The 22,231-nt window shown below is 70.0% G+C and carries 19 protein-coding genes, 1 tRNA gene, 2 pseudogenes and 1 riboswitch; of the genes and pseudogenes, 4 read left to right on the top strand and 18 right to left on the bottom strand.

The features are described 5' to 3' along the window. Positions 1-39 precede the first annotated feature (39 nt). The gene (locus tag ACZ58V_RS31435) at positions 40-351 is read right to left on the bottom strand and encodes a hypothetical protein (RefSeq protein ID WP_468197659.1); all 312 of its coding nucleotides are present in this window, start codon (positions 349-351) and stop codon (positions 40-42) included. A 101-nt stretch (positions 352-452) separates the two neighbouring features. Here ACZ58V_RS31435 and ACZ58V_RS31430 point away from each other — a divergent pair, with 101 nt between their 5' ends. Then, positions 453-683 (top strand): DUF4287 domain-containing protein, encoded by a 231-nt coding sequence (locus tag ACZ58V_RS31430; RefSeq protein ID WP_142163328.1) that lies wholly within the window; start codon positions 453-455, stop codon positions 681-683. 106 nt (positions 684-789) lie between these two features. Here the strand turns inward: ACZ58V_RS31430 and ACZ58V_RS31425 are convergent, their stop codons facing one another. The 3 genes from ACZ58V_RS31425 to ACZ58V_RS31415 form a co-directional block, all read right to left on the bottom strand. Continuing rightward, positions 790-1,698, bottom strand: a complete 909-nt coding sequence (locus ACZ58V_RS31425; protein ID WP_189726758.1) for a Bax inhibitor-1/YccA family protein — start codon at positions 1,696-1,698, stop codon at positions 790-792. A gap of 153 nt (positions 1,699-1,851) precedes the next feature. Next, positions 1,852-3,030, bottom strand: a complete 1,179-nt coding sequence (locus ACZ58V_RS31420; protein ID WP_471294204.1) for a 4-hydroxybenzoate 3-monooxygenase — start codon at positions 3,028-3,030, stop codon at positions 1,852-1,854. 147 nt (positions 3,031-3,177) lie between these two features. Beyond that, positions 3,178-3,261 (bottom strand) — tRNA-Leu (locus tag ACZ58V_RS31415). Between the two features lie 417 nt (positions 3,262-3,678). Here ACZ58V_RS31415 and ACZ58V_RS31410 point away from each other — a divergent pair. Further along, the gene (locus ACZ58V_RS31410; RefSeq protein WP_471294202.1) at positions 3,679-4,449 is read left to right on the top strand and encodes an ABC transporter ATP-binding protein; all 771 of its coding nucleotides are present in this window, start codon (positions 3,679-3,681) and stop codon (positions 4,447-4,449) included. 38 nt (positions 4,450-4,487) lie between these two features. Then, positions 4,488-7,019, top strand: coding sequence for an ABC transporter permease (locus ACZ58V_RS31405; protein ID WP_471294200.1), 2,532 nt, complete (start codon positions 4,488-4,490; stop codon positions 7,017-7,019). A 57-nt stretch (positions 7,020-7,076) separates the two neighbouring features. Here the strand turns inward: ACZ58V_RS31405 and ACZ58V_RS31400 are convergent. From ACZ58V_RS31400 to ACZ58V_RS31350, 11 genes and pseudogenes are all read right to left on the bottom strand, one after another. Further along, positions 7,077-7,397: pseudogene (locus ACZ58V_RS31400) on the bottom strand (zinc ribbon domain-containing protein); the annotation flags it as partial. 40 nt (positions 7,398-7,437) lie between these two features. Next, positions 7,438-7,488 (bottom strand): annotated as a pseudogene (locus ACZ58V_RS31395) (helix-turn-helix domain-containing protein); the annotation flags it as partial. Positions 7,489-7,750: 262 nt separating this feature from the next. Continuing rightward, positions 7,751-9,052 carry a class I SAM-dependent methyltransferase gene (locus ACZ58V_RS31390; protein WP_468197667.1) on the bottom strand — a complete coding sequence of 434 codons (1,302 nt, stop codon included), beginning with the start codon at positions 9,050-9,052 and terminating at the stop codon, positions 7,751-7,753. A 205-nt stretch (positions 9,053-9,257) separates the two neighbouring features. Continuing rightward, complete coding sequence (locus ACZ58V_RS31385) at positions 9,258-10,646, bottom strand: NAD(P)/FAD-dependent oxidoreductase (protein WP_184598197.1); 1,389 nt, start codon at positions 10,644-10,646, stop codon at positions 9,258-9,260. Between the two features lie 421 nt (positions 10,647-11,067). Continuing rightward, a complete protein-coding gene (locus ACZ58V_RS31380) occupies positions 11,068-12,009 on the bottom strand; it encodes a Ppx/GppA phosphatase family protein (protein ID WP_468197670.1) in 942 nt (313 codons plus the stop codon). After that, positions 12,006-12,536 (bottom strand): DUF501 domain-containing protein, encoded by a 531-nt coding sequence (locus ACZ58V_RS31375; protein ID WP_468197672.1) that lies wholly within the window; start codon positions 12,534-12,536, stop codon positions 12,006-12,008. The genes ACZ58V_RS31380 and ACZ58V_RS31375 overlap by 4 nt, the downstream gene beginning before the upstream one ends. A gap of 78 nt (positions 12,537-12,614) precedes the next feature. Next, positions 12,615-13,091, bottom strand: a complete 477-nt coding sequence (locus ACZ58V_RS31370) for an FtsB family cell division protein (protein WP_376390706.1) — start codon at positions 13,089-13,091, stop codon at positions 12,615-12,617. 120 nt (positions 13,092-13,211) lie between these two features. Next, positions 13,212-14,492, bottom strand: coding sequence for a phosphopyruvate hydratase (gene eno / locus ACZ58V_RS31365; RefSeq protein ID WP_468197674.1), 1,281 nt, complete (start codon positions 14,490-14,492; stop codon positions 13,212-13,214). Positions 14,493-14,757: 265 nt separating this feature from the next. Beyond that, a complete protein-coding gene (locus ACZ58V_RS31360) occupies positions 14,758-15,447 on the bottom strand; it encodes a transglycosylase family protein (protein ID WP_468197677.1) in 690 nt (229 codons plus the stop codon). A 4-nt stretch (positions 15,448-15,451) separates the two neighbouring features. Continuing rightward, positions 15,452-15,618: riboswitch (cyclic di-AMP (ydaO/yuaA leader) on the bottom strand. Positions 15,619-15,846: 228 nt separating this feature from the next. Beyond that, positions 15,847-16,818 (bottom strand): transglycosylase family protein, encoded by a 972-nt coding sequence (locus ACZ58V_RS31355; protein WP_471294194.1) that lies wholly within the window; start codon positions 16,816-16,818, stop codon positions 15,847-15,849. Between the two features lie 149 nt (positions 16,819-16,967). After that, a complete protein-coding gene (locus tag ACZ58V_RS31350) occupies positions 16,968-18,233 on the bottom strand; it encodes a cytochrome P450 family protein (protein WP_468197681.1) in 1,266 nt (421 codons plus the stop codon). A gap of 92 nt (positions 18,234-18,325) precedes the next feature. Between ACZ58V_RS31350 and ACZ58V_RS31345 the strand changes: the two genes are divergently transcribed. Next, on the top strand, positions 18,326-18,694 hold the full coding sequence (locus ACZ58V_RS31345; protein ID WP_471294192.1) for a hypothetical protein: 369 nt from the start codon (positions 18,326-18,328) through the stop codon (positions 18,692-18,694). 58 nt (positions 18,695-18,752) lie between these two features. On the opposite strand, the gene ACZ58V_RS31340 is transcribed toward ACZ58V_RS31345, so the two are convergent. From ACZ58V_RS31340 to ACZ58V_RS31330, 3 genes are all read right to left on the bottom strand, one after another. Then, on the bottom strand, positions 18,753-19,772 hold the full coding sequence (locus ACZ58V_RS31340; RefSeq protein ID WP_471294189.1) for a nucleoside triphosphate pyrophosphohydrolase: 1,020 nt from the start codon (positions 19,770-19,772) through the stop codon (positions 18,753-18,755). Positions 19,773-19,873: 101 nt separating this feature from the next. Continuing rightward, positions 19,874-20,521: a SurA N-terminal domain-containing protein gene (locus ACZ58V_RS31335; protein ID WP_468197689.1), complete on the bottom strand. Its 648-nt coding sequence runs from the start codon at positions 20,519-20,521 to the stop codon at positions 19,874-19,876. 193 nt (positions 20,522-20,714) lie between these two features. Next, positions 20,715-22,211, bottom strand: coding sequence for a protein kinase domain-containing protein (locus tag ACZ58V_RS31330; protein WP_468197951.1), 1,497 nt, complete (start codon positions 22,209-22,211; stop codon positions 20,715-20,717). Between the last annotated feature and the right edge of the window lie 20 nt (positions 22,212-22,231).

Here is a 22,231-nt window from a genome sequence, read left to right as displayed (position 1 = left end):
GCGCGAGCAACCACAACGAACGCGCACCCGCGCACGGCGCTAGACCCCCGCCCGCTTCTGCGCCTCCTCAACCAGCCGCACCGCGTCATCGACATCGGCATCACTGGGAATCACCACCGCCAGATCATGCCCGGCAACTGTGATCTGATCTGCCGCTGCAAACATTCCCGCATCCGGCATCTCCCGAGCCTCCACGCCCGGCTCCTCCAACTCCTGCGCCCACCGGGCAAGCTCCCGGGCCAGCCCGAGAGCCTCGGCGGCAGCGCCCCGCTGCAGCCGGCTCTGGGGCGCGGCCCTCAAACGATCGGCGAAGTGATCCACCGCACGGGTCAGAGGCGTCGTATCAACCACGCCGCGAGCGTACGCGTCGCACCGGGACTGTTGCCAACGGGCGAACACTCAGGCACGGTGACCTGAAGGACCGGCTTACATCCCAGCGTCCGGAGGCGCCGATGTCCCAAGTCTTCTCCGAAGAGACCCATCGCAACATGCTCGCCCGCATCCCGCACTGCACCGGTCGTGAGATCACCGACTGGCTTCGCACCGTCGAAGATGGCCCGGCGCTCTTCCGCTTCGAGGAAAAGGTCAGCTGGCTCCGGCACGAACACAACCTGGCCTACGGCCACGCCAAGGCGATCATCCATGAGTACGACCTGAGGAGGGCCGCGCGCAAACTGCTCTAGGCGCGCACCGTCTCGACGACGACACCGTCCGGACAACGTGAGACAACGACAAGGGCCCCGGCCGAAGCCGGGGCCCTATCGCGTACGACGGTCAGGACTTGCCGTACTAGTCGCTGCTGTTGAGGATCGAGATGAGCCTCAGGAACTCCAGGTAGATCCAGACCAGCGTCAGCGTGAGGCCGAAGGCCGCGAACCACGCCTCCTCGCGCGGAGCACCGTAGGCGATGCCGTCCTCGACCTGCTTGAAGTCCAGGGCGAGGAAGCAGGCGCCGAGGATGATGCCGATGACGCCGAAGACGACGCCGAGGGCACCACTGCGGAAGCCGAGGCCGTCACCGCCGCCGAACACCGCGAACAGCAGGTTCACGGTCATCAGCAGGATGAAGCCGAGCGCGGCCGCCATCACGAAGCCGTAGAAGCGGCGGTTGACGCGGATCCAGCCGGCCTTGTAGGCGATCAGCACACCGGCGAAGACCGCCATGGTGCCGATCACGGCCTGCATGGCCGCGCCGTCGGCGATGCGGTTGTCGACGATGTTGGAGACGACGCCGAGGAAGACACCCTCGAACGCGGCGTACGTCAGGATCAGCGCGGGCGAGGCCTTGCGCTTGAAGGACTGCACGAACGCCAGGACCATGCCGATCAGCGCGGCGCCGATACCGATGCCGTAGCTACGGCTGATGTTGGCGTCGTCGATCGGCAGCAGGGCCCAGGAGAGCGCGGCGGTGAGGATGAGCACACCGAGCGTGCTCGCCGTGCGCAGGACTACGTCGTCGATGGTCATCCGGCCGGTGGTGGCCGGCGCCTGCGGCGGCGCGCCGTGCTGCAGGTCCTGCTGGGCGTAAGGGTTCTGCGCGTACGGGTTCTGCGCGTACTGGTCGCCCGTCGGCTGCGCGTACGGGTTGCCCTGCGTGGCGACAGCGGGACCCCCGGCCTGCGGCGCGGTGTTGAAGCCCGCGTAGCCGTTGTCGCGGCTGAACCCCCGTCGCGAGAAGACCGGGTTTCTGCTCCTCATTTCACTCCTCCATGGCCACACGTCATGGCCTTGGCTCAAGAGTAATAGGTAGGCAAAGGAATGACCCTAGTGCTTGGGGAGGATCTTTCCCTCATCGTGCTGCCCAACACGCTACGCGGCTTCATGATTCCCCTCACCGGAGGGGGTCACTCGTCACACGCCGAGCGGAAACCCCGTGTACCCCTCCGCCAGGTCGGTCTCGGCGGCGCGGCTGGAGGCGATGCGCTCCAGCCGGGCGAGCTGGAGCCGGTCCTCGAAGCCGGTCGCGCCGGGGGCGCGGTGCAGCAGGGTCGTCATGTCGTAGGAGAACCGCTCGGCCTGCCAGATCCGGCGCAGACAGGTCTGCGAATAGGTGTCCAGCAGTTCCGCCGAACCGGTCTCCTTCCGGTGCGTCAGGGCCCGCGCGAACGTCACGACGTCGCCGACGGCGAGATTCAGCCCCTTGGCGCCGGTCGGCGGCACGATGTGCGCTGCGTCACCCGCGAGGAAGAGGCGGCCGTGGCGCATGGGCTCGTGGACGTAGGAGCGCATCGGGGTGACGGACTTCTGGGTGATGGGGCCGCGCTCCAGAGTCCAGTCGTCGGCGGTCTCGAAGCGGCGCTCCAGCTCGTCCCAGATCTCCTCGTCGCTCCACGCCTCGGCGTCGGTGCCGTCGGGCACCTGGAGGTAGAGGCGGGAGACGGACGGCGAGCGCAGGGAGAGCAGGGCGAAGCCGCGGTCGTGGCGGGCGTAGACGAGCTCGTCGTGCGAGGGCGGTACGTCGGCGAGGATGCCGAGCCAGCCGAAGGGGTACGTCCGTTCGAAGACCTGGGTCAGTTCGGCCGGGATCGCCTGGCGGGCCACGCCCCAGAAGCCGTCGCAGCCGACGACGTACTCGCACTCAAGGACGTCCTCGCGGCCCTCGTGCCGGAAGCGGACGCGCGGGGCGTCGGTGCCGGCGCCCTCCACGGCCAGCGCCTCCGCCTCGAACAGCAGCGGGCCGCCCTCCTGGAGCTGGAGGGCGATGAGGTCCTTGCAGACCTCGGTCTGGGCGTAGACCATCACGGACCGGCCACCGGTGAGGGCGGGGAAGTCGACACGGTGCCGTCGGCGGTCGAAGCGCAGTTCGATGCCGTCGTGGCGCAGGCCCTCGCGGTCCATGCGCTCCCCCGTGCCGGCCGCGCGCAGTACGTCGGCCGTGCCCTGCTCCAGGATCCCGGCCCGCTGCCGCCGTTCGACGTAGGCACGGTCGCGGCTCTCCAGGACGACGGAGTCGATGCCCGCGTTGTGGAGCAGCCGGGCGAGGAGGAGGCCGGCGGGGCCGGCTCCGATGATGCCGACGGTGGTGCGCATCGGGCACCTTCTCTCTCAGGTTCGCGAAGGCTTGTTCGCGTGGTGAAAATTCTTTCACTACTGTCGGATGTGAGTTTCCGACGGCATGCGCCCGCTGTCAACGGGCGTGCCGTGAAGTCTTCAATGAACCATGCAGGAGTCGGAAGGTGCCCGGAGCCGGACTCGAACCGGCACGCCCGCGAAGGGGCAGCGAGGTTTAAGCTCGCCGTGTCTGCATTCCACCATCCGGGCAGGCCATGGGCTCCGCGTCGAGGTTCCGAGACTATCGGGACGGATCCCCCGAACAGCGGAAGCACGGACCGATGTTGTCTTATTTTATTGACGTCTGAGGGTGCATCAGCACCCGGAACGCGCCATCCGCACTTGCCAATAGCCTTGCGTGCGGCGGTGGGCGCCGCATACGGAATGACGGAATTTCACCGCCCGAACGAGGGCACTCCACCTGTTCTCGACATCCGGACCTCTCAGGTTCCCGACACCGGGGCCACTCAGGGACGTTCGTCATCCCCAGGTATGACACTCCCCCTCGCGGTCAGACCGAAGTCGGCCCTCGGAACGGGAACTACGGGTGACTACACGGCGGCCGGGGACCCGGACGATGGATCACATCCCCCTGACCGCACCACCGTCCGACAGGAGTGCCATCCCGTGACCACCGCTTCCCTCGCCGACCGGGCCACCACCGTGGCCGCGCGCGCCACGGATCTCTCGAAGATCTATGGGCAGGGTGAGACCCAGGTGGTCGCCCTGGACCGGGTCTCCGCCGACTTCCGGCAGGCCGAGTTCACCGCGATCATGGGCCCCTCCGGCTCCGGCAAGTCGACCCTGATGCACTGTGTGGCCGGTCTCGACTCCTTCTCCTCCGGGTCGGTGCGCATCGGCGACACCGAGCTCGGCTCCCTGAAGGACAAGCAGCTGACCAAGCTGCGCCGGGACAAAATCGGCTTCATCTTCCAGGCGTTCAATCTGCTGCCGACCCTGACGGCCCTGGAGAACATCACCCTCCCGATGGACATCGCGGGCCGCAAGCCGGACAAGCAGTGGCTGGACTCCGTCATCCGGATGGTCGGCCTGGCGGACCGGCTGGGCCACCGGCCCTCGCAGCTGTCGGGCGGTCAGCAGCAGCGCGTCGCCGTGGCGCGGGCGCTGGCCTCCCAGCCCGAGATCATCTTCGGTGACGAGCCCACCGGAAACCTCGACTCGCGCTCCGGCGCCGAGGTGCTGGGCTTCCTGCGCAACTCCGTGCGGGAGCTGGGCCAGACGGTGGTGATGGTGACTCACGACCCGGTGGCCGCGGCCTACGCGGACCGGGTCGTCTTCCTCGCGGACGGCCGGATCGTGGACGAGATGCACGGGCCCACGGCCGACTCGGTGCTCGACCGCATGAAGGCGTTCGACGCCAAGGGCCGCACCAGCTGATCCCCCGTCAGGACCGACAGGACTGAGAAGAAGAACCCATGTTCCGTACCGCCTTGCGCAACGTGCTCGCGCACAAGGCCCGGCTCCTGATGACCGTCCTCGCCGTGATGCTCGGCGTGGCCTTCGTGTCGGGGACCCTGGTCTTCACCAACACCATCTCCGACGCCTTCCAGAAGAGCTCCGCCAAGGGCTTCGACCGGGTCGACGTCGCCGTGACCTCGGACTACCAGGAATCCGAGGGCGACCGGGTCGGCAAGGTCCACGACCTGGACCGGGCCGTGCTCGACAAGAGCGAGCGGGTTTCCGGTGCCGCGTCCGCCATCGGGGTCGTGCAGGGCTTCACCGCCATCGCCGACAAGGACGGCAAGCTGATCGGCCAGGGCTTCCAGTCGCAGGGCGGCAACTACTGGGGGGACAAGGACCCCCGTTACCCGCTGGCGAGCGGGCACGCGCCCAAGGGCGCGGGCGAGATCCTCATCGACTCCGAGACGGCCAAGCGCGCCGGGTACGAGGTCGGCGACACCGTACGCATGTCGGTCGACGGTCCGGTCCTGACCCCGAAGATCGCCGGCATCTTCACCACCGACGACGGCAATGTCGCGGCCGGCGGCAGCCTGACCCTGTTCGACACGGCGACCGCGCAGAAGCAGTTCGGCAAGGCGGGCGTCTACGACCAGATCAACGTCACGGCGAAGCCGGGCGTCTCGCAGACCGCGCTCAAGGCGGAGCTGGACAAGGCGCTGCCCGAGGGCACCGTCCAGACCACCACCGGCAAGCAGCTCGCCGACGACCAGGCGGAGACCATCTCCCGGTCGATGAGCGGCATGCAGACGGCTCTGCTGGTCTTCGCCGGCATCGCCCTGTTCGTCGGCACGTTCATCATCGCCAACACCTTCACCATGCTGGTCGCCCAGCGCACCAAGGAGCTGGCGCTGATGCGGGCGGTCGGTGCCTCACGCCGGCAGGTGACGCGTTCGGTGCTGATCGAGGCGTTCGTGGTCGGGGCGGTCGCCGCCGTGACCGGACTGGTCGCGGGCATCGGCATCGGGGCCGGAATGCGCTCCCTGATGGGTTCGTTCGGCGCGACCGTGCCCGACGGCCCGCTGGTCATCAAGCCGGCCACGATCGCCGCCGCGTTCGCCGTCGGCATCCTGGTGACCATGCTGGCGGCGTGGCTGCCGGGCCGCCGGGCCGCGAAGATCCCGCCGGTCGCGGCCATGAGCAGCGTCCACGCCACGGCCACGACCAAGTCGCTGGTGCTGCGCAACACGCTGGGCACCCTGTTCTCGGCCGCGGGCATCGCGGTGGTCCTGGTGGCCACGACCATGGACGGCTCGGACGGCCAGATGCCCATGGGCCTCGGCGCGGTGCTGCTGATCATCGGCGTGTTCATCCTGACCCCGCTGCTGTCCCGGCCGCTGATCGCCGCGGCGGCGCCGGTGCTGCGCGCCTTCGGCGTCTCCGGCAAGCTGGCCCGGCAGAACTCGGTGCGCAACCCGCGCCGTACGGCCGCCACCGCCTCCGCGCTGATGATCGGCCTGACCCTGATCACCGGTATGACGGTGACGGCGGGCAGCCTCCAGCAGGCCATCGACAAGATGGCGGCGTCCGCGATCAAGGCGGACTACGTGGTGTCCATGGCGAACGGCAACCCGCTGTCCCCGGACGTCGAGAAGAAGCTGAAGCAGACCGACGGCGTCACCGCCACCAGCTCGATGACCAACGCCGTCGCCCGTGTCGACGGCAAGACCGACGAGTACCTGACCGGCGTCAACGGCGCCGCGATCGGCGAGCTGGCCGGTCCCAAGGTCGACGACGGCTCGTTCGAGGTCGGCGGCTCCCAGGTCGTCGTGGACAGCACGACCGCCGAGTCCAACCACTGGAAGGCCGGTTCGAGCTTCAGCGTCGCCTTCGAGGACGGCAAGAAGCAGCGGCTCACCGTCGCCGGGACCTACGAGAGCAACGAGTACCTCAGCGGCATCCTGCTCGACCAGTCGACGCTCGCGCCGCACACGTCCGACCCGTACGTCATGAAGGTCATGGTGAAGACCTCCGGCGGCCCGTCCGCCGCGGCGCAGGACAAGCTGGAGAAGGCCCTCGACAACAACCCGGCGATCAAGGTCCAGGACAAGAAGGACATCTCCAACGAGATCGCGCAGATGTTCACGCTGATGCTGAACATGCTCTACGGACTGCTCGCCATGGCCGTGATCGTGGCGGTCCTCGGGGTCATCAACACCCTGGCCATGTCGGTCTTCGAACGCTCCCAGGAGATCGGCATGCTCCGGGCGATCGGCCTGGACCGCAAGGGCATCAAGCGGATGGTCCGTATGGAGTCCCTGGTGATCTCGCTGTTCGGCGGGGTGCTGGGCATCGGCCTGGGCGTGTTCTTCGGCTGGGCGGCCGGTGAGCTGCTGGCCTCGAAGATGCCGACCTACGCGCTGGTCCTGCCCTGGGCGCGGATGGGTGTCTTCCTCCTGCTGGCCGCGACGGTGGGTGTCCTCGCGGCGCTGTGGCCGGCGCGACGGGCGGCCCGGCTGAACATGCTGGAAGCGATCAAGGCGGATTGACATGCTCCTCGCCCTGAAGGGCGAGGATTCTGGCCTTCTCGACCGGGTGCTGTGCCGCTAGGCGGCACGGGGCCCGGTCGGGAATCCGTGGCTTCCTGTTTCTTCACGCTGTGCCGGGACTGCTCCCGGTCTTACCGGCGCTCCGCAGGCCGATACCGCCAGTCCGGCGGCCGTCTTCACGTTGATCGCGGCGTTGGTGTCCCGGTCGTGGACGGTGCCGCAGGCTCTACAGGTCCACTCCCGCACGTTCAGGGCTTTGGGCCCGTCCTTGACGCCGCAGGTGGAGCAGGTCTGGGAGGTCGGCTCGAACCGGCCGATCTTGACCAGGGTGCGGCCGTAGCGGGTCGCTTTGTACTCCAGCATGCTGAGGAACGTCGTTGAACACGACACGAGCGCACCCGAACGCCCTCGCCAACGCCCTCTGCTGGCCGGTGTCCGGGTACAACCTGAAGGCGTACCTGAGCTGCATGACGATCACACTAGGAACGTCGCACAGGTGTCACCAGAGAGAACATGCGGACGAATCATCACCCTGACTGCCTCACCTCACGCCGCCACCACAGCGTCCGGCTCCGCCGGAACGACGCCGCGACGCTCCGCACCGCGACCACCAGATCCGCTTCACCCCCGACCTGAAGGCCGGAGCACTGCCAATGAAACCCGGTAGCGAGACGGTGAAGGCCCCCTGTCCCACCCACGCAAGACCGGTGGGACAGGAGGCCTTCGCCGTGTCAGTTCCAGGTACGGGCGCGCAGCGGCATGCCCGACTCCCCTGATTCGGGGGCCCGCACGGCCAGGACCTGGTTGACGCCGATGCGGTTGCGCTCGAAGGCGACCGCGCAGGCGGCCATGTACAGGCGCCAGACGCGGGCCCGGCCGGGGCCGGTGAGCTGGACGGCACGCTTCCAGTCGGCCTCCAGGCGGGTGACCCACCGGCGCAGCGTGAGGGCGTAGTGCTCGCGGATCGACTCGACGTCGCGCACCTCGAACCCGACACGCTCCAGCTGGGTGACGGTGACGCCGACGGGCTGGAGTTCACCGCCGGGGAAGACATAGGAGTCGATGAACGCGTCGACCTCGTACGTCGTCTCGTCCCGCTGCGGGCGGCGGGCGATCTGGTGGTTCAGGAGCCGTCCGCCGGGCTTGAGCAGGTCGTACAGGCCGTCGGCGTACTCCAGGTACCGGTCGGCGCCGACGTGTTCGGCCATGCCGATGGAGGAGATCGCGTCGTACGGCCCGTCGCGGACGTCGCGGTAGTCCTGTACGCGGATCTCGATCCGGTCGGTGAGGCCCTCCTCGGCGACGCGCTTGCGGGCGTAGGCGGCCTGCTCCTGCGAGAGCGTGACGCCGACGACCCTCACGCCGTGCTCGCGGGCGGCGTGGATGGCCATGGAGCCCCAGCCGCAGCCGACGTCGAGCAGCCGCTGACCGGGGCTCAGGCCGAGCTTGCGGCAGACGAGTTCGAGCTTGTCGTGCTGGGCCTGTTCGAGGGTGCTGTCCGGGCCGTCCGGGCTGTCCCAATAGGCGCAGGAGTACACCATGGACGGGCCGAGGACGATCTCGTAGAAGTCGTTGCCGACGTCGTAGTGGTGGCTGATGGCGCGTCTGTCGCTGCGCTTGGTGTGCAGGTGGCGGCGGGGGCTGCGGGCCTCCTCGGGGGGCGGGGCGGGCGGCAGCGGGGTCCCAGCGAGCCTGACGAGTCCGCGGACCGCGGAGCGGACCTCGGGGTCGCGCAGGGCCTGGGCGAGGGTGCGGGCGTCCTCGCCGCGCTCCCAGATGTCTCCGGCGAGCAGGTCGAGGGCGGCGTAGAGGTCGCCCTCGATGTCCAGGTCGCCCGCCACCCAGGCGCGGGCCAGACCCAGTTCGCCCGGCTTCCACAGCAGGCGGCGCAGGGCGCGGCGGTTGCGTACGACCAGGGTGGGCGCGCCCGGCGGGCCCGCCTGCGAACCGTCCCAGGCGCGGACGCGCACCGGGGGCGGTGCTCCCAGCAACTGTGTGAAGAGGCCCTGCAGCCGCTGCGCGGCGTCTGCCATGGTGTACACCTCCGTGACGGGGAATCCCGGAATGTCCGACACCACGTAAACACCTGCGGGGCCTCACCGCAGTCCCCGGCACGCGTCATGTCTGAGCAAAACCGCCACTTCGCCCACCCGGCGGGTGAGGTCCGTACAACGCCGAAGGACCTCCCGCACCACGGATGGCGGGAGGTCCTTCGTCAGGCGGGTGACCGGGTGAGGGTCAGGAGGCCTTGGCCTTCTCCTCGGTCTTCTCCTTCGGCGCGGCGGCGACCGGGGCCGGCTTGGCGGCCTCGTAGAACTCCTCGCGCGGCGTCTCCATCGCTCCGAGGGAGACGACCTCGCGCTTGAGGAACATCGCCAGGGTCCAGTCGGCGAAGACGCGGATCTTGCGGTTCCAGGTCGGCATCGCCAGACCGTGGTAGCCACGGTGCATGTACCAGGCGAGACGGCCCTTGAGCTTGATCTTCATCTTGCCCATGACGATCATCGCGACGCCCTTGTGGAGGCCGAGACCGGCCACCGCGCCCTTGTTGGCGTGGGCGTAGTCCTTCTGCGGGAAGCCCCGCATGCCGGAGACCACGTTGTCGCCGAGGACCCGGGCCTGGCGCAGCGCGTGCTGGGCGTTCGGCGGGCACCAGGCGTTCTCGTTGCCGGCCTTGCGGCCGACGAGGTCCGGGACCTGCGCGTTGTCGCCGGCGGCCCAGATGTAGTCGGTGCCCTTGACCTGGAGCGTCGGCTCGCAGTCGACGTGGCCGCGGGGGCCGAGGGGCAGGCCGTAGCGGGACAGGGCCGGGTTGGGCTTGACGCCCGCGGTCCAGACGATGGTGCTGGAGTCGACCTCGAGGCCGTTCTTCAGCACGACGTGGCCGTCGACGCAGGAGTCCATGGAGGTGGACAGGTAGACCTCGACGCCGCGGCCCTCGAGGTGCTCCTTGCCGTACTTGCCGAGCTTGGGACCGACCTCGGGGAGGATCTTGTCGGCGGCGTCGACCAGGATGAAGCGCATGTCCTCACGGGACACGTTCTTGTAGTACTTCGCCGCGTCGCGGGCCATGTCCTCGACCTCGCCGATGGTCTCCGCACCGGCGAAACCGCCGCCCACGAAGACGAAGGTGAGCGCCTTGCGGCGGATCTCCTCGTCGGTGGTGGAGTCGGCCTTGTCCAGCTGCTCGAGGACGTGGTTGCGCAGGCCGATGGCCTCCTCGACGCCCTTCATGCCGATGCCCTGCTCGGCGAGGCCGGGGATCGGGAAGGTGCGGGAGACCGCGCCGAGCGCGATCACCAGGTAGTCGAAGGGCAGCTCGTAGGCCTCGCCGACCAGCGGGGAGACCGTGGCGACCTTGCGGTCCTGGTCGATGGTGGTGACCCGGCCGGTGAGAACCTCCGCCTTGGGCAGCACGCGTCGCAGCGGGACGACGACGTGGCGCGGGGAGATGTTGCCGGCGGCGGCTTCGGGGAGGAAGGGCTGGTAGGTCATGTACGACCGGGGGTCGACGACCGTGACGGTCGCCTCTCCGTAGCGCATCTTCTTCTGGATGCGCCGAGCTGCGTACAGGCCTACGTACCCACCGCCTACTACGAGGATCCTGGGACGCTCCGTGGTGCTCATGCCATCGAGTATCCACCCGGCTCAGGGGGGTGGCTCGTGCGCCCCTTCACAAGCTCGGGCAGGGTGTGTGTTATCCTCCGCGACTCGCGTGATCCATGTCATGGTGACAACCGGGCTCCTTTGTGCACCCCGGACCGTTGTCAATGCCGCGTGAGCTGCCTCTCTGGGCGGAAAGGGCCTCCGTGAGGCCACCCCGGAGTCCCGCTCCGGGCCCCTTCCCCGGCACCTCCATATCATGCTTCTGAACATGTTCAAAGGCATCTTGGGGCCCCGGATGGGTCAACCGGACCCCTCTTGTCGCTCTCGCGGGCCGAATTCCTTGTGAAGAACTTCACGAACTTTTCCGATGAGCTGCCGCCGGGGGGTTCACCGGAGCCCCCCGGACGCGCTCAAACGTGATCCATGCCTGCTCAGAAGCGGCCTACGCGACCGACCACGCGATGCCGTCGAGGATGTCGTGCTCGCTCACCACGACCTCCTCGGCGCCGATCCGCTCCATGATCGACAGCAGCACGAGGGCCCCCGCCGCGATCACGTCGACCCGGCCCGGGTGCATGGAGGGCACGGCCGCGCGCTCGGCGTGGGTGGAGCGCAGCAGCCACTCGGTGATCTCGCGGACCCGGTCGTGGGAGACGCGGGAGTGGTGGATGGCGGCCGAGTCGTACTCGGGCAGCTCCTGGGCGATCGCCGACACGGTCGTCACGGACCCGGCCAGGCCCACCAGCGTGCGGGCCTCGCGCAGCGGGACCGTCTCCTCGGCGAGGTCGAGGGCGGCCTCGATGTCCGCCCGCATCGCCGCGATCTGCTCCTCGGACGGCGGGTCGCTCACCACGCCGTCCCGGACCAGGTGACGTTCGGTCATCCGGACGCAGCCGATGTCCACCGAGCGGGCCGCCCGGACATGGTCGTCGCCGACCACGAACTCGGTCGAGCCGCCGCCGATGTCCACGACGAGGTAGGGCTCGGGGAGGTGGTCTCCCCCGGCGAGTTCCTTGGTGGCGCCGGTGAAGGAGAACTCGGCCTCCTGGTCCCCGGAGATCACCTCGGGCTCGACGCCCAGGATGTCCAGCACGCCGCGCACGAACTCGTCGCGGTTCTCGGCGTCCCGGGACGCGGAGGTCGCCACGAACCGCAGCCGCTCCGCCCCGTGCTCCTTGATGATCCCCGCGTACTCGCGGCACGCCGCGAAGGTCCGCTGCAGCGCCTCGGGGGCGAGCCGGCCGGTGCGGTCGACGCCCTGCCCGAGCCGCACGATCGTCATACGGCGGTCCAGGTCGACCAGCTCACCGGTGGCCGGGTCGGCGTCGGCGACCAGGAGCCGGATGGAGTTCGTACCGCAGTCCACGGCGGCGACACGGGTCACTGGGCGGCCTCCTCGGCGTTCGTCACGCACGGGCCCTTGCGCCACCACTCCGGCAGCATCTCGATGGCCTCGTCGCCGAGCGGGTTCACGCCGGGCCCCGCGGCCAGCGAGTGCGCCACCAGCACGTGCAGGCACTTCACCCGGTCCGGCATGCCGCCCGCGCTGGGGAAGTTCCTCAGTTCCTCGATCTCGTCCCGGCGCCTGACGTAGTCCTCGTGCGCCGCCCGGTAGGCCTCCGCCAGCTCGGGGTCCGAGGCCAGCCGCTCGGTCATCTCCTTCATCACGCCGTTCGCCTCCAGCGTGCCGATCGCCGAGGCGGCGCGCGGGCACGTCAGGTAGTACAGCGTGGGGAACGGCGTGCCGTCCGGCAGCCGCGGTGCCGTCTCGACGACGTCCGGGTGCCCGCACGGGCACCGGTGCGCGATCGCGCGCAGACCGCGCGGGGGCCGACCGAGCTGCTGCTTGAAGGCCTCGACGTCCGCGTCGGTGGGCTCGGTGCGCGGGGTGGTCGGCGGGGGCGTTTCCATGGCTGTCTTCAGGCTGTCTTTCTTTGAGTCAGATACTTGAGTCGAATACGTGAGTCGGATGACCGGCTGGTCCTCGGGTCACCGGTCGGAGGCGTCGGACTTGTCGACGCCGTCCCACACGTTGGCGTACCAGGGGCGGTCGGCCGTCCCGAGCACGGCGTGCGACTGCCGCGCCGCGTGCGGGTCGACGACGATGAATCCCGTCTCCCCCGGCATGACGTAGTGCAACCGCTGCCGGATCTGCTGTTCCGCGTACGCGTCGTCCTGCCAGCGCGCCTTCTGGTCGCGCAGCCTTTCGACGCGCTGTCGGGCCTGCTGCTGTTCGCGCTGGAGGTCGTCGATCTCGGCACGCTGGGAGACGTACTCCCGCATCGGGTAGGCGAGCGCCACGATCAGCGTGCACATCACCAGGGCGAGCAGCGCGGCCCGGCCGGTCAGCCGGGAGCGGCGGGCCTGGCGCCGGGTCTGGGAACGGTAGACCCGGGCCGCGGTCTGCTCACCGAGCAGCCGGATCCTGGTCGCGGTGGAGAAACGGTCCCGGTCCTTCACGGCCATGTCTCCCCGCTCTCCCGCTCCACCGTCCAACGCGCGTACGTCCCCGGACACGGTACGGGACCGAGTACGGGGACGTACGTACGACTGGCTCAGGGTTGACCCTTAACGGGTCAGCCCGGGTCAGCCCTTGAAGCGCGGGAAGGCGCTGCGGCCGGCGTAGACCGCCGCGTCGTCGAGGATCTCCTCGATGCGCAGGAGCTGGTTGTACTTGGCGACGCGCTCGGAGCGGGCCGGGGCGCCGGTCTTGATCTGGCCGCAGTTGGTGGCGACGGCCAGGTCGGCGATGGTGACGTCCTCGGTCTCGCCGGAGCGGTGGGACATCATGCACTTGAAGCCGCTGCGCTGGGCCAGCTCGACGGCGTCCAGGGTCTCGGTCAGCGAGCCGATCTGGTTGACCTTGACCAGCAGGGCGTTGGCGGCGTTCTCGTCGATGCCGCGGGCGAGGCGCTCGGGGTTGGTGACGAACAGGTCGTCGCCGACCAGCTGGACCTTGTCACCGAGCTTCTCGGTGATGGTCTTCCAGCCGTCCCAGTCGTCCTCGAACAGCGGGTCCTCGATGGAGACGAGCGGGTACGCGTCGACGAGCTCGGCGTAGTACTCGGTCATCTCGGCGGCGGAGCGGGTCTTGCCCTCGAAGGTGTAGGCGCCGTCCTTGTAGAACTCGGACGCGGCCACGTCGAGGGCGAGGGCGATCTGCTCGCCGGGGGTGTAGCCGGCCTCCTTGATCGCCTCGAGGATGAGGTCGAGGGCCTCGCGGTTGGAGCCGAGGTTCGGGGCGAAGCCGCCCTCGTCGCCGAGGCCGGTGGCCAGGCCCTTGCTCTTCAGGACCTTCTTCAGCGTGTGGTAGACCTCGGCGCCCCAGCGCAGCGCCTCGGAGAAGGACTCCGCGCCGATCGGCGCGATCATGAACTCCTGGATGTCCACGTTGGAGTCGGCGTGCGAGCCGCCGTTCAGGATGTTCATCATCGGCACCGGCAGCAGGTGCGCGTTCGGGCCGCCCAGGTAGCGGAACAGCGGCAGGTCGCTGGCCTCGGAGGCGGCGTGGGCGACGGCGAGGGAGACGCCGAGGATGGCGTTGGCGCCGAGGGAGCCCTTGTTGTCGGTGGCGTCCAGGTCGAACATCGCCTGGTCGATCAGGCGCTGCTCGGTGGCGTCGTAGCCGACGAGCTCCGGGCCGATCTGCTCGATGACCGCGAGGACGGCCTTCTCCACACCCTTGCCGAGGTAGCGGTTCGAGTCGCCGTCACGCAGCTCGATGGCCTCGAAGGCGCCCGTGGAGGCGCCGGACGGAACGGCGGCACGACCGGTGCTGCCGTCGTCGAGGCCGACCTCGACCTCGACCGTGGGGTTGCCTCGGGAGTCCAGGATTTCCCGGGCTACGACGACGTCGATGGACGGCACGAGCATCTCCTTCTTGATGTGACGCGGGTTCGCGGGTCGCGTGGACCCGGCGAGGTGCGGGCCGTGGTGGCTCGCGACATGAGCCTAACCGGCTCCGGCCGATCGGCCACCGGGTCGCCCACCCCATGGACAGAACCGAGAGTAAATTGTTTCCGAACGGAACAAAGCCGGAACGCAAAGACCGGCAGAAAAAACCCCGCCCCGGCGCGTACGGGGGAACACGCACCGGGGCGGGGAGCCCGTGGGGACGGGGAGGGGCCGCTGCCTACTTCAGGTGCAGCTGCTGGCCCGGGTAGATGAGGTTGGCGTCCTCGACGATGTCCTTGTTCAGCTGGAACAGCTTCTCCCAGCCGCCCTCGACCTTCTCGTCCGCCGCGATCGAGCTCAGGGTGTCGCCCTTGGCCACCTTGTACTCGCCGTCGCCCTTCTTGACCTTCTTGCCGGTCGGGGTGGTGACGGTCTTCTTGGCGGCCGGGCGCTCGTCGGAGCGGGAGGCCGGCTGCTGCTGGGTCTCGCGGGACTCGGTGCTCTGCTGCGAGGAGCTGCCGGAGTCGTTCGAGGAGGAGCCGCCGCCGCTGTAGCCGGCGCTCGACAGGCCCTTGCCGCAGACCGGCCAGGCACCCTTGCCCTGACCCGCGAGGACCTTCTCGCCGATCTCGATCTGCTGCTCCTTGGTGGCCTGGTCGGCGGTGGCGGCGTACTTGGTGCCGCCGTAGCCGGACCAGGTGGAGGCGGAGAACTGCAGACCGCCGTAGTAGCCGTTGCCGGTGTTGATGGACCAGTTGCCGCCGGCCTCGCACTGCGCGACGGCGTCCCACTCGGAGGCGGTGGCGGCGGAAGCGCCGCCGGCCGCCATCAGCGGGGCGGCGACAGCGGCGCCGGTGACACCGGCGACGGCGATGGCACGGCTGGCCTTGGACGGACGACGGTGCTTGCCCTTGCTGGAAAACAGCATGGAAGGATCCCCTCACCGACGCCTGCGAGGTGAGCTGTCGGGTTCGGGCCGGTTGAGTTGCCCGGCCGCATCCCTCCCGGGACACGGCTTCACCCCAAGCCCTTCCGGCGCAACTGGCCGGTCGGGCACCTACCTTGGGTCCCCCGCTCCTGCCTACGGCGCTTGACGCGACGACTGTTCCCGTACGGCCGCTGGCAGGATTCGGCGTTGCGGCAGCCGGGGCTCGTGGTGACGAGCGGTCCCGACCGTAGCCACGCGATCCGCCGAATTTCAAAGACGATCAGGGCTTCTGAGATCTATCTCTCACGGAGCCCAAACGGGACATTCGCCGCGAAACATGACGCGAACTCGCCCGGCTTCGGGGCGACTTCCACCCCCGTTTCCGCACTGCCCGAACAGCTACTTCCCGTCCGCTTCGCCCTCTACCGTGAGCTTCTCACCGGGGCGAATGAGGTTCGGGTCGGCGCCGACGGCCTTCTTGTTGCCGTCATAGAGCTCGTGCCATCCGCCGCTGATGTCAAGGGAGTCGGCGATGGACCAGAGACTGTCGCCGATACCCACGATGTAGGCACCCTCGGACGTGTCGTCGGAGCCCTCGTCGCCGCGGTCGTCGCGCGAGGCGTGACGCCCCGTGGACTCGTCCGTACGGCCGTTCTCGGGCGCCTGGGTCTCGTCGGCACTGGGGCCGCGGTGACGGCCGGAACCGGTGTCGGTCCCGGTGCCGGCCTCGGTGGGCGCCGAAGATTCGTCGCCCTGCCGCGAGTTGCCGGACTTGTCACGCTCGGGCGTCGCCGAGGGGGAGCTGCCGGGCTCCTGCGAGGCGGACTCCTCGATGTCGGGCGACTTGTCGGACTTGGTGGATTCATCCTTCGAGGCCGACGACTCGCCAGAAGGCGGCGAGTCGGACGAAGGGGACGACCCGAGAGAGTCGAGCAATCCGGGCGAATCCGATGAATCAGACGAGTCGGATGAACCGTCCGAGTCGGACGAGTTCTTGTCCTGCTCGAGGCCGGAGAGCAGTCCGCAGGTGCGCCAGGCGCCGACTCCCTGGTCGGCGAGGATTCTCTCGGCCACGGCTATCTGCTGGGAACGGCTGGCCAGGTCGGCGCTCGGGGCGTAGTCGAGGCCGCCGTGGTTCTCCCAGTCCTCCTGCGACAACTGCAGGCCGCCGAAGTAGCCGTTCCCGCTGTTCTGGCTCCAGGCGCCGCCGGTCTCGCAGTCCGCGACCCGGTCCCAGGTCGTGGCGTCGGCCGCGCTGGCGCCGGAGGCCCCGAGGAGCGGGATCGCGATGGCGGAGCCGGTCACTCCGGCCGCGACGAGGAGAGCCGGAGCCTGGCGGGGGCGACGGTGCCGACCGTTCCCGGAGAGCATACGGAGACCTTTCGCGAGACAGCAGTGACCGGCGCGGCGGAGTGGATTTCCCAGGCCGCGCCGATGATGGGTGAACGTATAGGCAGACGATCACTTGTCACAAGTTAATGCCGCGTAGATCACGTGAAGATCACAAGCCTGACGGCGTGTCATCCCCGGGCGGGCGTGAACTCCACCGGCAGCGTGCGCAGCCCGCGCATGATCAGGCCGCCGCGCCATCTCAGCTCGGCCGGGTCGGCCGCGAGCCTCAGGTCCGGGAGGCGGGTGAGGAGCGTGGCGAGGGCGGTCTGGCCCTCCAGGCGGGCCAGCGGGGCGCCGAGGCAGTAGTGGATGCCGTGGCCGTATCCGAGGTGCTGGTTGTCGCGGCGGGCGAGGTCGAGCACGTCCGGATCGGCGAACCGCTCCGGGTCCCGGTCCGCGGCGGCCAGGACGACGAGGACCGGGTCGCCGGCCTCGATGCGCTGCCCGCCGATGGTGAGCTGCTGCGTGGCGAAGCGCCAGGTGGCGAGCTCGACGGGGCCGTCGAAGCGCAGGAGTTCCTCGACGCCGGTCTCCAGGAGGCCTCTCTCCCCGGCGGCGAGGGAGGCCTGGAGCCGGGTGCGCTGCTCGGGGTGGGTGAGCAGGGCGTAGGTGCCGTTGCCGATCAGGTTCACGGTTGTCTCGAAACCGGCGAACAGCAGGATGAAGGCCATGGCGGCGGCCTCGTTCTCGGTGAGGTGCTCGCCGTGGTCGGAGGCGCGGATGAGACCGGAGATGAGGTCCTCGCCGGGGGTGGGTTCGGCGGGGAGCGCCTCTCGCTTGCGGTGGATGAGGTCGGCGAGGTAGCCGCGCATCTTCTTCACGGACCGCGCCACGCCGCCCCGGGGCCCGCCCTGGTGACGGATCATCATGCCCGCCCAGTCCCGGAAGTCGTCCTGGTCCTCGCGGGGGACGCCGAGCAGGTCGCAGATGGCGTAGATGGGAAGCGGGAAGGCGAACTCGTGGATCAGGTCGGCGGACCCCTGCTCCGCGAACCCGTCGATGAGGCCGTCGGTGAGCTCCTGCACCCGCTGCTCGAACTCGGCCACCCGGCGGGGCGTGAACGCCTTGGACACGAGCCGCCGCAGCCGGGTGTGGTCCGGCGGATCGATGTTGAGCAGATGCGTCATCAACTCGGCCTTGCGCTCACCGGGGATACCCGTCTTGCCCTTGGCGTGCGCGGGCTCGTGGTGATGCGCCGGGTTCTTGGAGAGCCGGTTGTCGGCGAGGGTCTGCTTGGCATCGGCGTACCGCGTGACCAGCCAGGCCTCCACGCCGCTGGGCAGCTTGGTCCGGTGCACGGGGGCGTGCTCGCGGAGCCAGGCGTAGGCGGGGTAGGGGTCGGTGGCGAACTCCCACGAGAACAGTTCGGGCACCCCGGGCACTTCATGTTGCATGCCATGACCCTACGCAGCGGCTCCGGAGGGCACCGGCCGCCACTGTCAGAGGCCATCGCTACTCTGACCGCTTCGGGATCAGGGAGGGCCGGATGCTTGAAGGTGTGTTGATCGCGGAGAGCCTGCGGGCCGGGGCCGAACTGTCCGGCGTCCCACTGCGTGTCACGAAGATCACCAGGGTGGAGGTGGAGGGAGCGGCGGCCGGGCAGCCGCCACTGTGGACCCTGCTGGACTTCGCGGCTGAAGAGGCCGACGCGGAGCGGCTGGCCGAAAGGCTCGCCGCCTGCCTGGACGACTCCGGGGGCTGGTACGTCAACTACAACACGGCCGGGGAAGCGTTCGTGGTCTTCGCCGGCCGGGTCTTCCGCTATCCGCGCGGTCAGGCGGAGGGGCGTCTGCAGGCACGGGAGCACGGCCGGTCCCTCGGGATCCCCGAAGCGCAACTGGACTGGCAGGACTGACCCCGCCGGGCACCGTGTCACGACCGTCGGTCTCAGGCCCCGGTCTCAGGCCCCGGTCTCAGCCCTCGGTCTCCCTGATCGCGTCCCGGTAGGCACGGGCCGCCGCTCTCAGGGCCGCCTCCGGGTCCACGCCCTCCGACTCGGCGCGGACCGCCAGGGCCAGGAGGTCGTAGCCGATGCCTTCGACGGGTGGGAGCGGTATGTCCAGGTTCGCTGTGCGGGCCCGGGAGGCAAGCTTCGCGGCGAGGGCCAGGCCGGGCTGGCCCAGGGGGATGCCCTCGGTGACGGAGGTGCGCTGCTTCTCGACCGCCTTGGTGCGCAGCCAGTGCTCCTTGACCTCCTCGGGGGTGGTGGCCGTCTCGTCGCCGAAGACGTGCGGGTGGCGGTGGATCAGCTTGGCGACGATGCCGCCGGCGACGTCGTCGATGGAGAAGGGGGTCTCCCCGTCTTCCGGGCGGCCTTCCTCGGCGATGCGGGCGTGGAAGACGACCTGGAGGAGAACGTCACCGAGTTCCTCGCGCAGCTCGTCGCGGTCGCCCTCCTCGATCGCCTCGACGAGTTCGTACGCCTCCTCGATGCCGTACTTCGCCAGGCCCTTGTGGGTCTGGCGGGACGACCAGGGGCACTCGGCGCGGATGCGGTCCATGACCTGGACGAGGTCGAGGAGGCGGGCGCCCGGCAGGTCGTAGGAGGCGGGGAGCAGCTCCAGCTCGGGCATGTCGACGCGGCCGGTGCCGGCCAGGCGCGCCAGGCCGTCCGTCAGGGCCGGCTCGCCCTCGCCCGTCGCCACGACGACCACCGTGCGGCCCCCGGCGCAGGTGTCGATCAGTTCCTGGGCGGCCGGGGACGCCTCGTCGACGGCTATCCCCGCCTCGCGCAGATAGGGCAGCTGCGGGTGGGTGCCGTCCGCGCACAGCACCTGGTCGGCCGCGTGCAGTGCCTGCCAGGCGGGCCAGGAGAGCAGGCCGGGGGCGACGCGGTGGCTGGTGGTGAGCAGGACGATGCGGCCGGGGGCGGCGTGCGTGCCGGGGGCGGCCTGCTCGGGTCGCGGGGTGGCTTCGGAGCTGTTGGCGTTCACGATTCGAAGCTATCCCACGCCGCCGACAGCCCTCGAAGTTATCCACAGGCCGCAGGTCCCGCGGCGCCTGAGTTGTCCACAGGCCCCGCGGAGGGGCGGGCCTACATGCCCTGCTGCGTCTGGGCCGCCGTCACGTCCCGCACCCACGGCGTCTTCGCGTCGGCGCGACTGCTCTTCTGGACGTCCCAGGCGCCGTATCGCGGGTTGAGGTCGACGTCCAGGTCCTTGGAGGCCTCTGACAGGGCCTTCCAGAACTCGGGACGGCTGGTGTCGGTGTTGAGTTCCTCGGCGAGCTTCTGGGCCTCGAGCTGGAGGCGGAGGTTCTCTTCCAGGCGCTCCGGCGGGATGCCGTACTGCTGGAGCCAGGTCGCCTCCAGCGCCTTGGCGCCGCCTGCCTGCTCCTCCAGGCCGGACCGCATCTCCTGGATCTCCCTGCGGGTGACGGTCACACCGGCGTCCTCGGCGGCGCGGTGCAGCACCCGGTCGAGGACCATGGTGTGCAGGGTGTCGCGGGTGAGGGTGCCGGTCCGGGCGATGGCCTGCTGGTACTGGGCGTCGTTCCGCACGGTCGCCCGCTGGGCCGCGCGTACCTCGCCGACCCGCTCCTCCAGCTGGGAGACGGTGATCCGCTGCCCGCCGACCACGGCCGCGGCGCCGGGATGCGCCTCGTTTCCGCAGGCGGTGAGGAGGGGCGCCGCGGCGGCGATCGCGGCGGTGAGGACGAGCGCGGTGCGACGGCGGCGGTGCAAGAGGACCTCCCGAGGAGATTGCAACAACAGGTGCGGCGCGTAGCGCCTCCACCAGGGGTGGTGGTCGGGCGACGGGCGGGCGCACAAGGTCTTGCGGTGATCGATGTTAGGCAGTGAGCAGGCTCTGGCCAACCCATTCGACCAACGATTCACCAGGACTTCCGGCACCGCCGCGCCGCCCCCGAGCCGGGCTCTAGCCGCGGACCTGCCCCAGCCACTGCAGGGTCCGGCGGATCTCCGCGCCCAGCGGGTGGCCGGGGCCATGCGTGCGCTCCACGTCGTGCAGCAGCCGGGCGAGGGTGTCGTGGGCGGCGCCGCGGTCGCCGAGGGCGAGCAGGAGATGGCCGATGCGGCGGCGGACGTCGTGCGCCAGTTCGGGACCGCCGGCGGCGACGTACTGGTTCTCGTAGTAGGGCAGCACCGCCCGGTACTCGGCGAGCGCGGCGGCCGGTTCGCCCAGCTGCTCCAGGCACTGGGCGGCCTCGTAGCGGAAGCGCAGGGACTGCGGGTCGGCCTGCCCGGCCTCGGCGGCGCGTTCGTCGGCGAGGCGGCGCAGCTCGGGCAGGGCACGCCGGTACTGGCCGTCGTCCAGGAGCGTGGCCGCGTACTGCTTGCGCAGGGTGCGTACGACCGGGGAGTGCTCGCCGTGCTGTTCGGCGGCGGCGGGCAGGGTCGCGCCGAGGATGTCGACGGCCTGGGTGATGCGGCCCTCGCCGAGGAGCCGTTTGACCTCGTCGACGGCGCGGGCGATGTCCGTGTTGCCCGGCGTCTCGGTGACGGGCGTGGCGGGCGCGGGCTGGGGCGCCGGGGTGCGCGCTCGGTCGGGCCAGGGGGCGTGCGGGCGCAGGAACGGGCGGGTGGGGTCGAGAGGCGCTCCGGTGGGCGTCCCGCGCGCGGGCAGGAGCAGCTCCAGATGCTCGTACACCTCCTGCGCGGAGGCCGGCCGGTGCTGCGGGTCCTTGGCGAGGAGGCGCAGGACGAGGGCCTCCAGGGCCTCGGGGACCTCGGGGCGGATGCGGCGCACCGGCAGCGGGGGCTCGTAGAGGTGCCGGTGCAGTACGCCGAGGGCGGTGGAGCCGGAGAAGGGGACGTCGCCGCTGAGCAGTTCGTGCAGGACCACGCCGAGTGCGTAGAGGTCGGTGTACGGGCCGACCGCGCCGCCCATCGCCTGCTCGGGGGCCATGTAGGCGGGCGATCCTATGGGGGTGCCGGTGTGGGTGAGGCGGGTGGTGTCCGTGTCCATGACGGAGGCGATGCCCAGGTCGAGGACGGTGACCGTGCCGTCCTGCTTCACCATCACGTTGCGTGGCTTGAGGTCGCGGTGGACGATCGGCACGGCGTGCACGGCGCTGAGCACGGCGCACAGTTGCGCGGCGACCGCCACCGCCCACTGCCAGGGGTACGGGTCGCGCTCGGCGAGATGGCCGGCGAGGTCGGCGCCGTCGATGTACTGCATGACGAGGAACAGCTCCTCGCCCTCACTGCCCGCGTCGTGCACCGTGACCAGGCCCGGGTGGTCGACCTGCGCGGTCACCCGGCACTCGCGCACGAAGCGGCGGCGCAGTTCCTCCGCGTCCTGCCCGGCCACCTTGTCGGGGCGCAGCAGCTTCACCGCCACGCGCCGGTCGAGCCGCTGGTCGTAGGCCGTCCAGACCTGTCCCATGCCGCCCTGGCCGAGGAGCGTGGACAGCTCGTAGCGGCCGGCGACGA

It is taken from the genome of Streptomyces sp. NPDC040589, assembly GCF_055594445.1.
The sequence above is the reverse complement of the archived record's forward strand: the minus strand, read 5'-3'. Positions and strand labels throughout refer to the sequence as shown.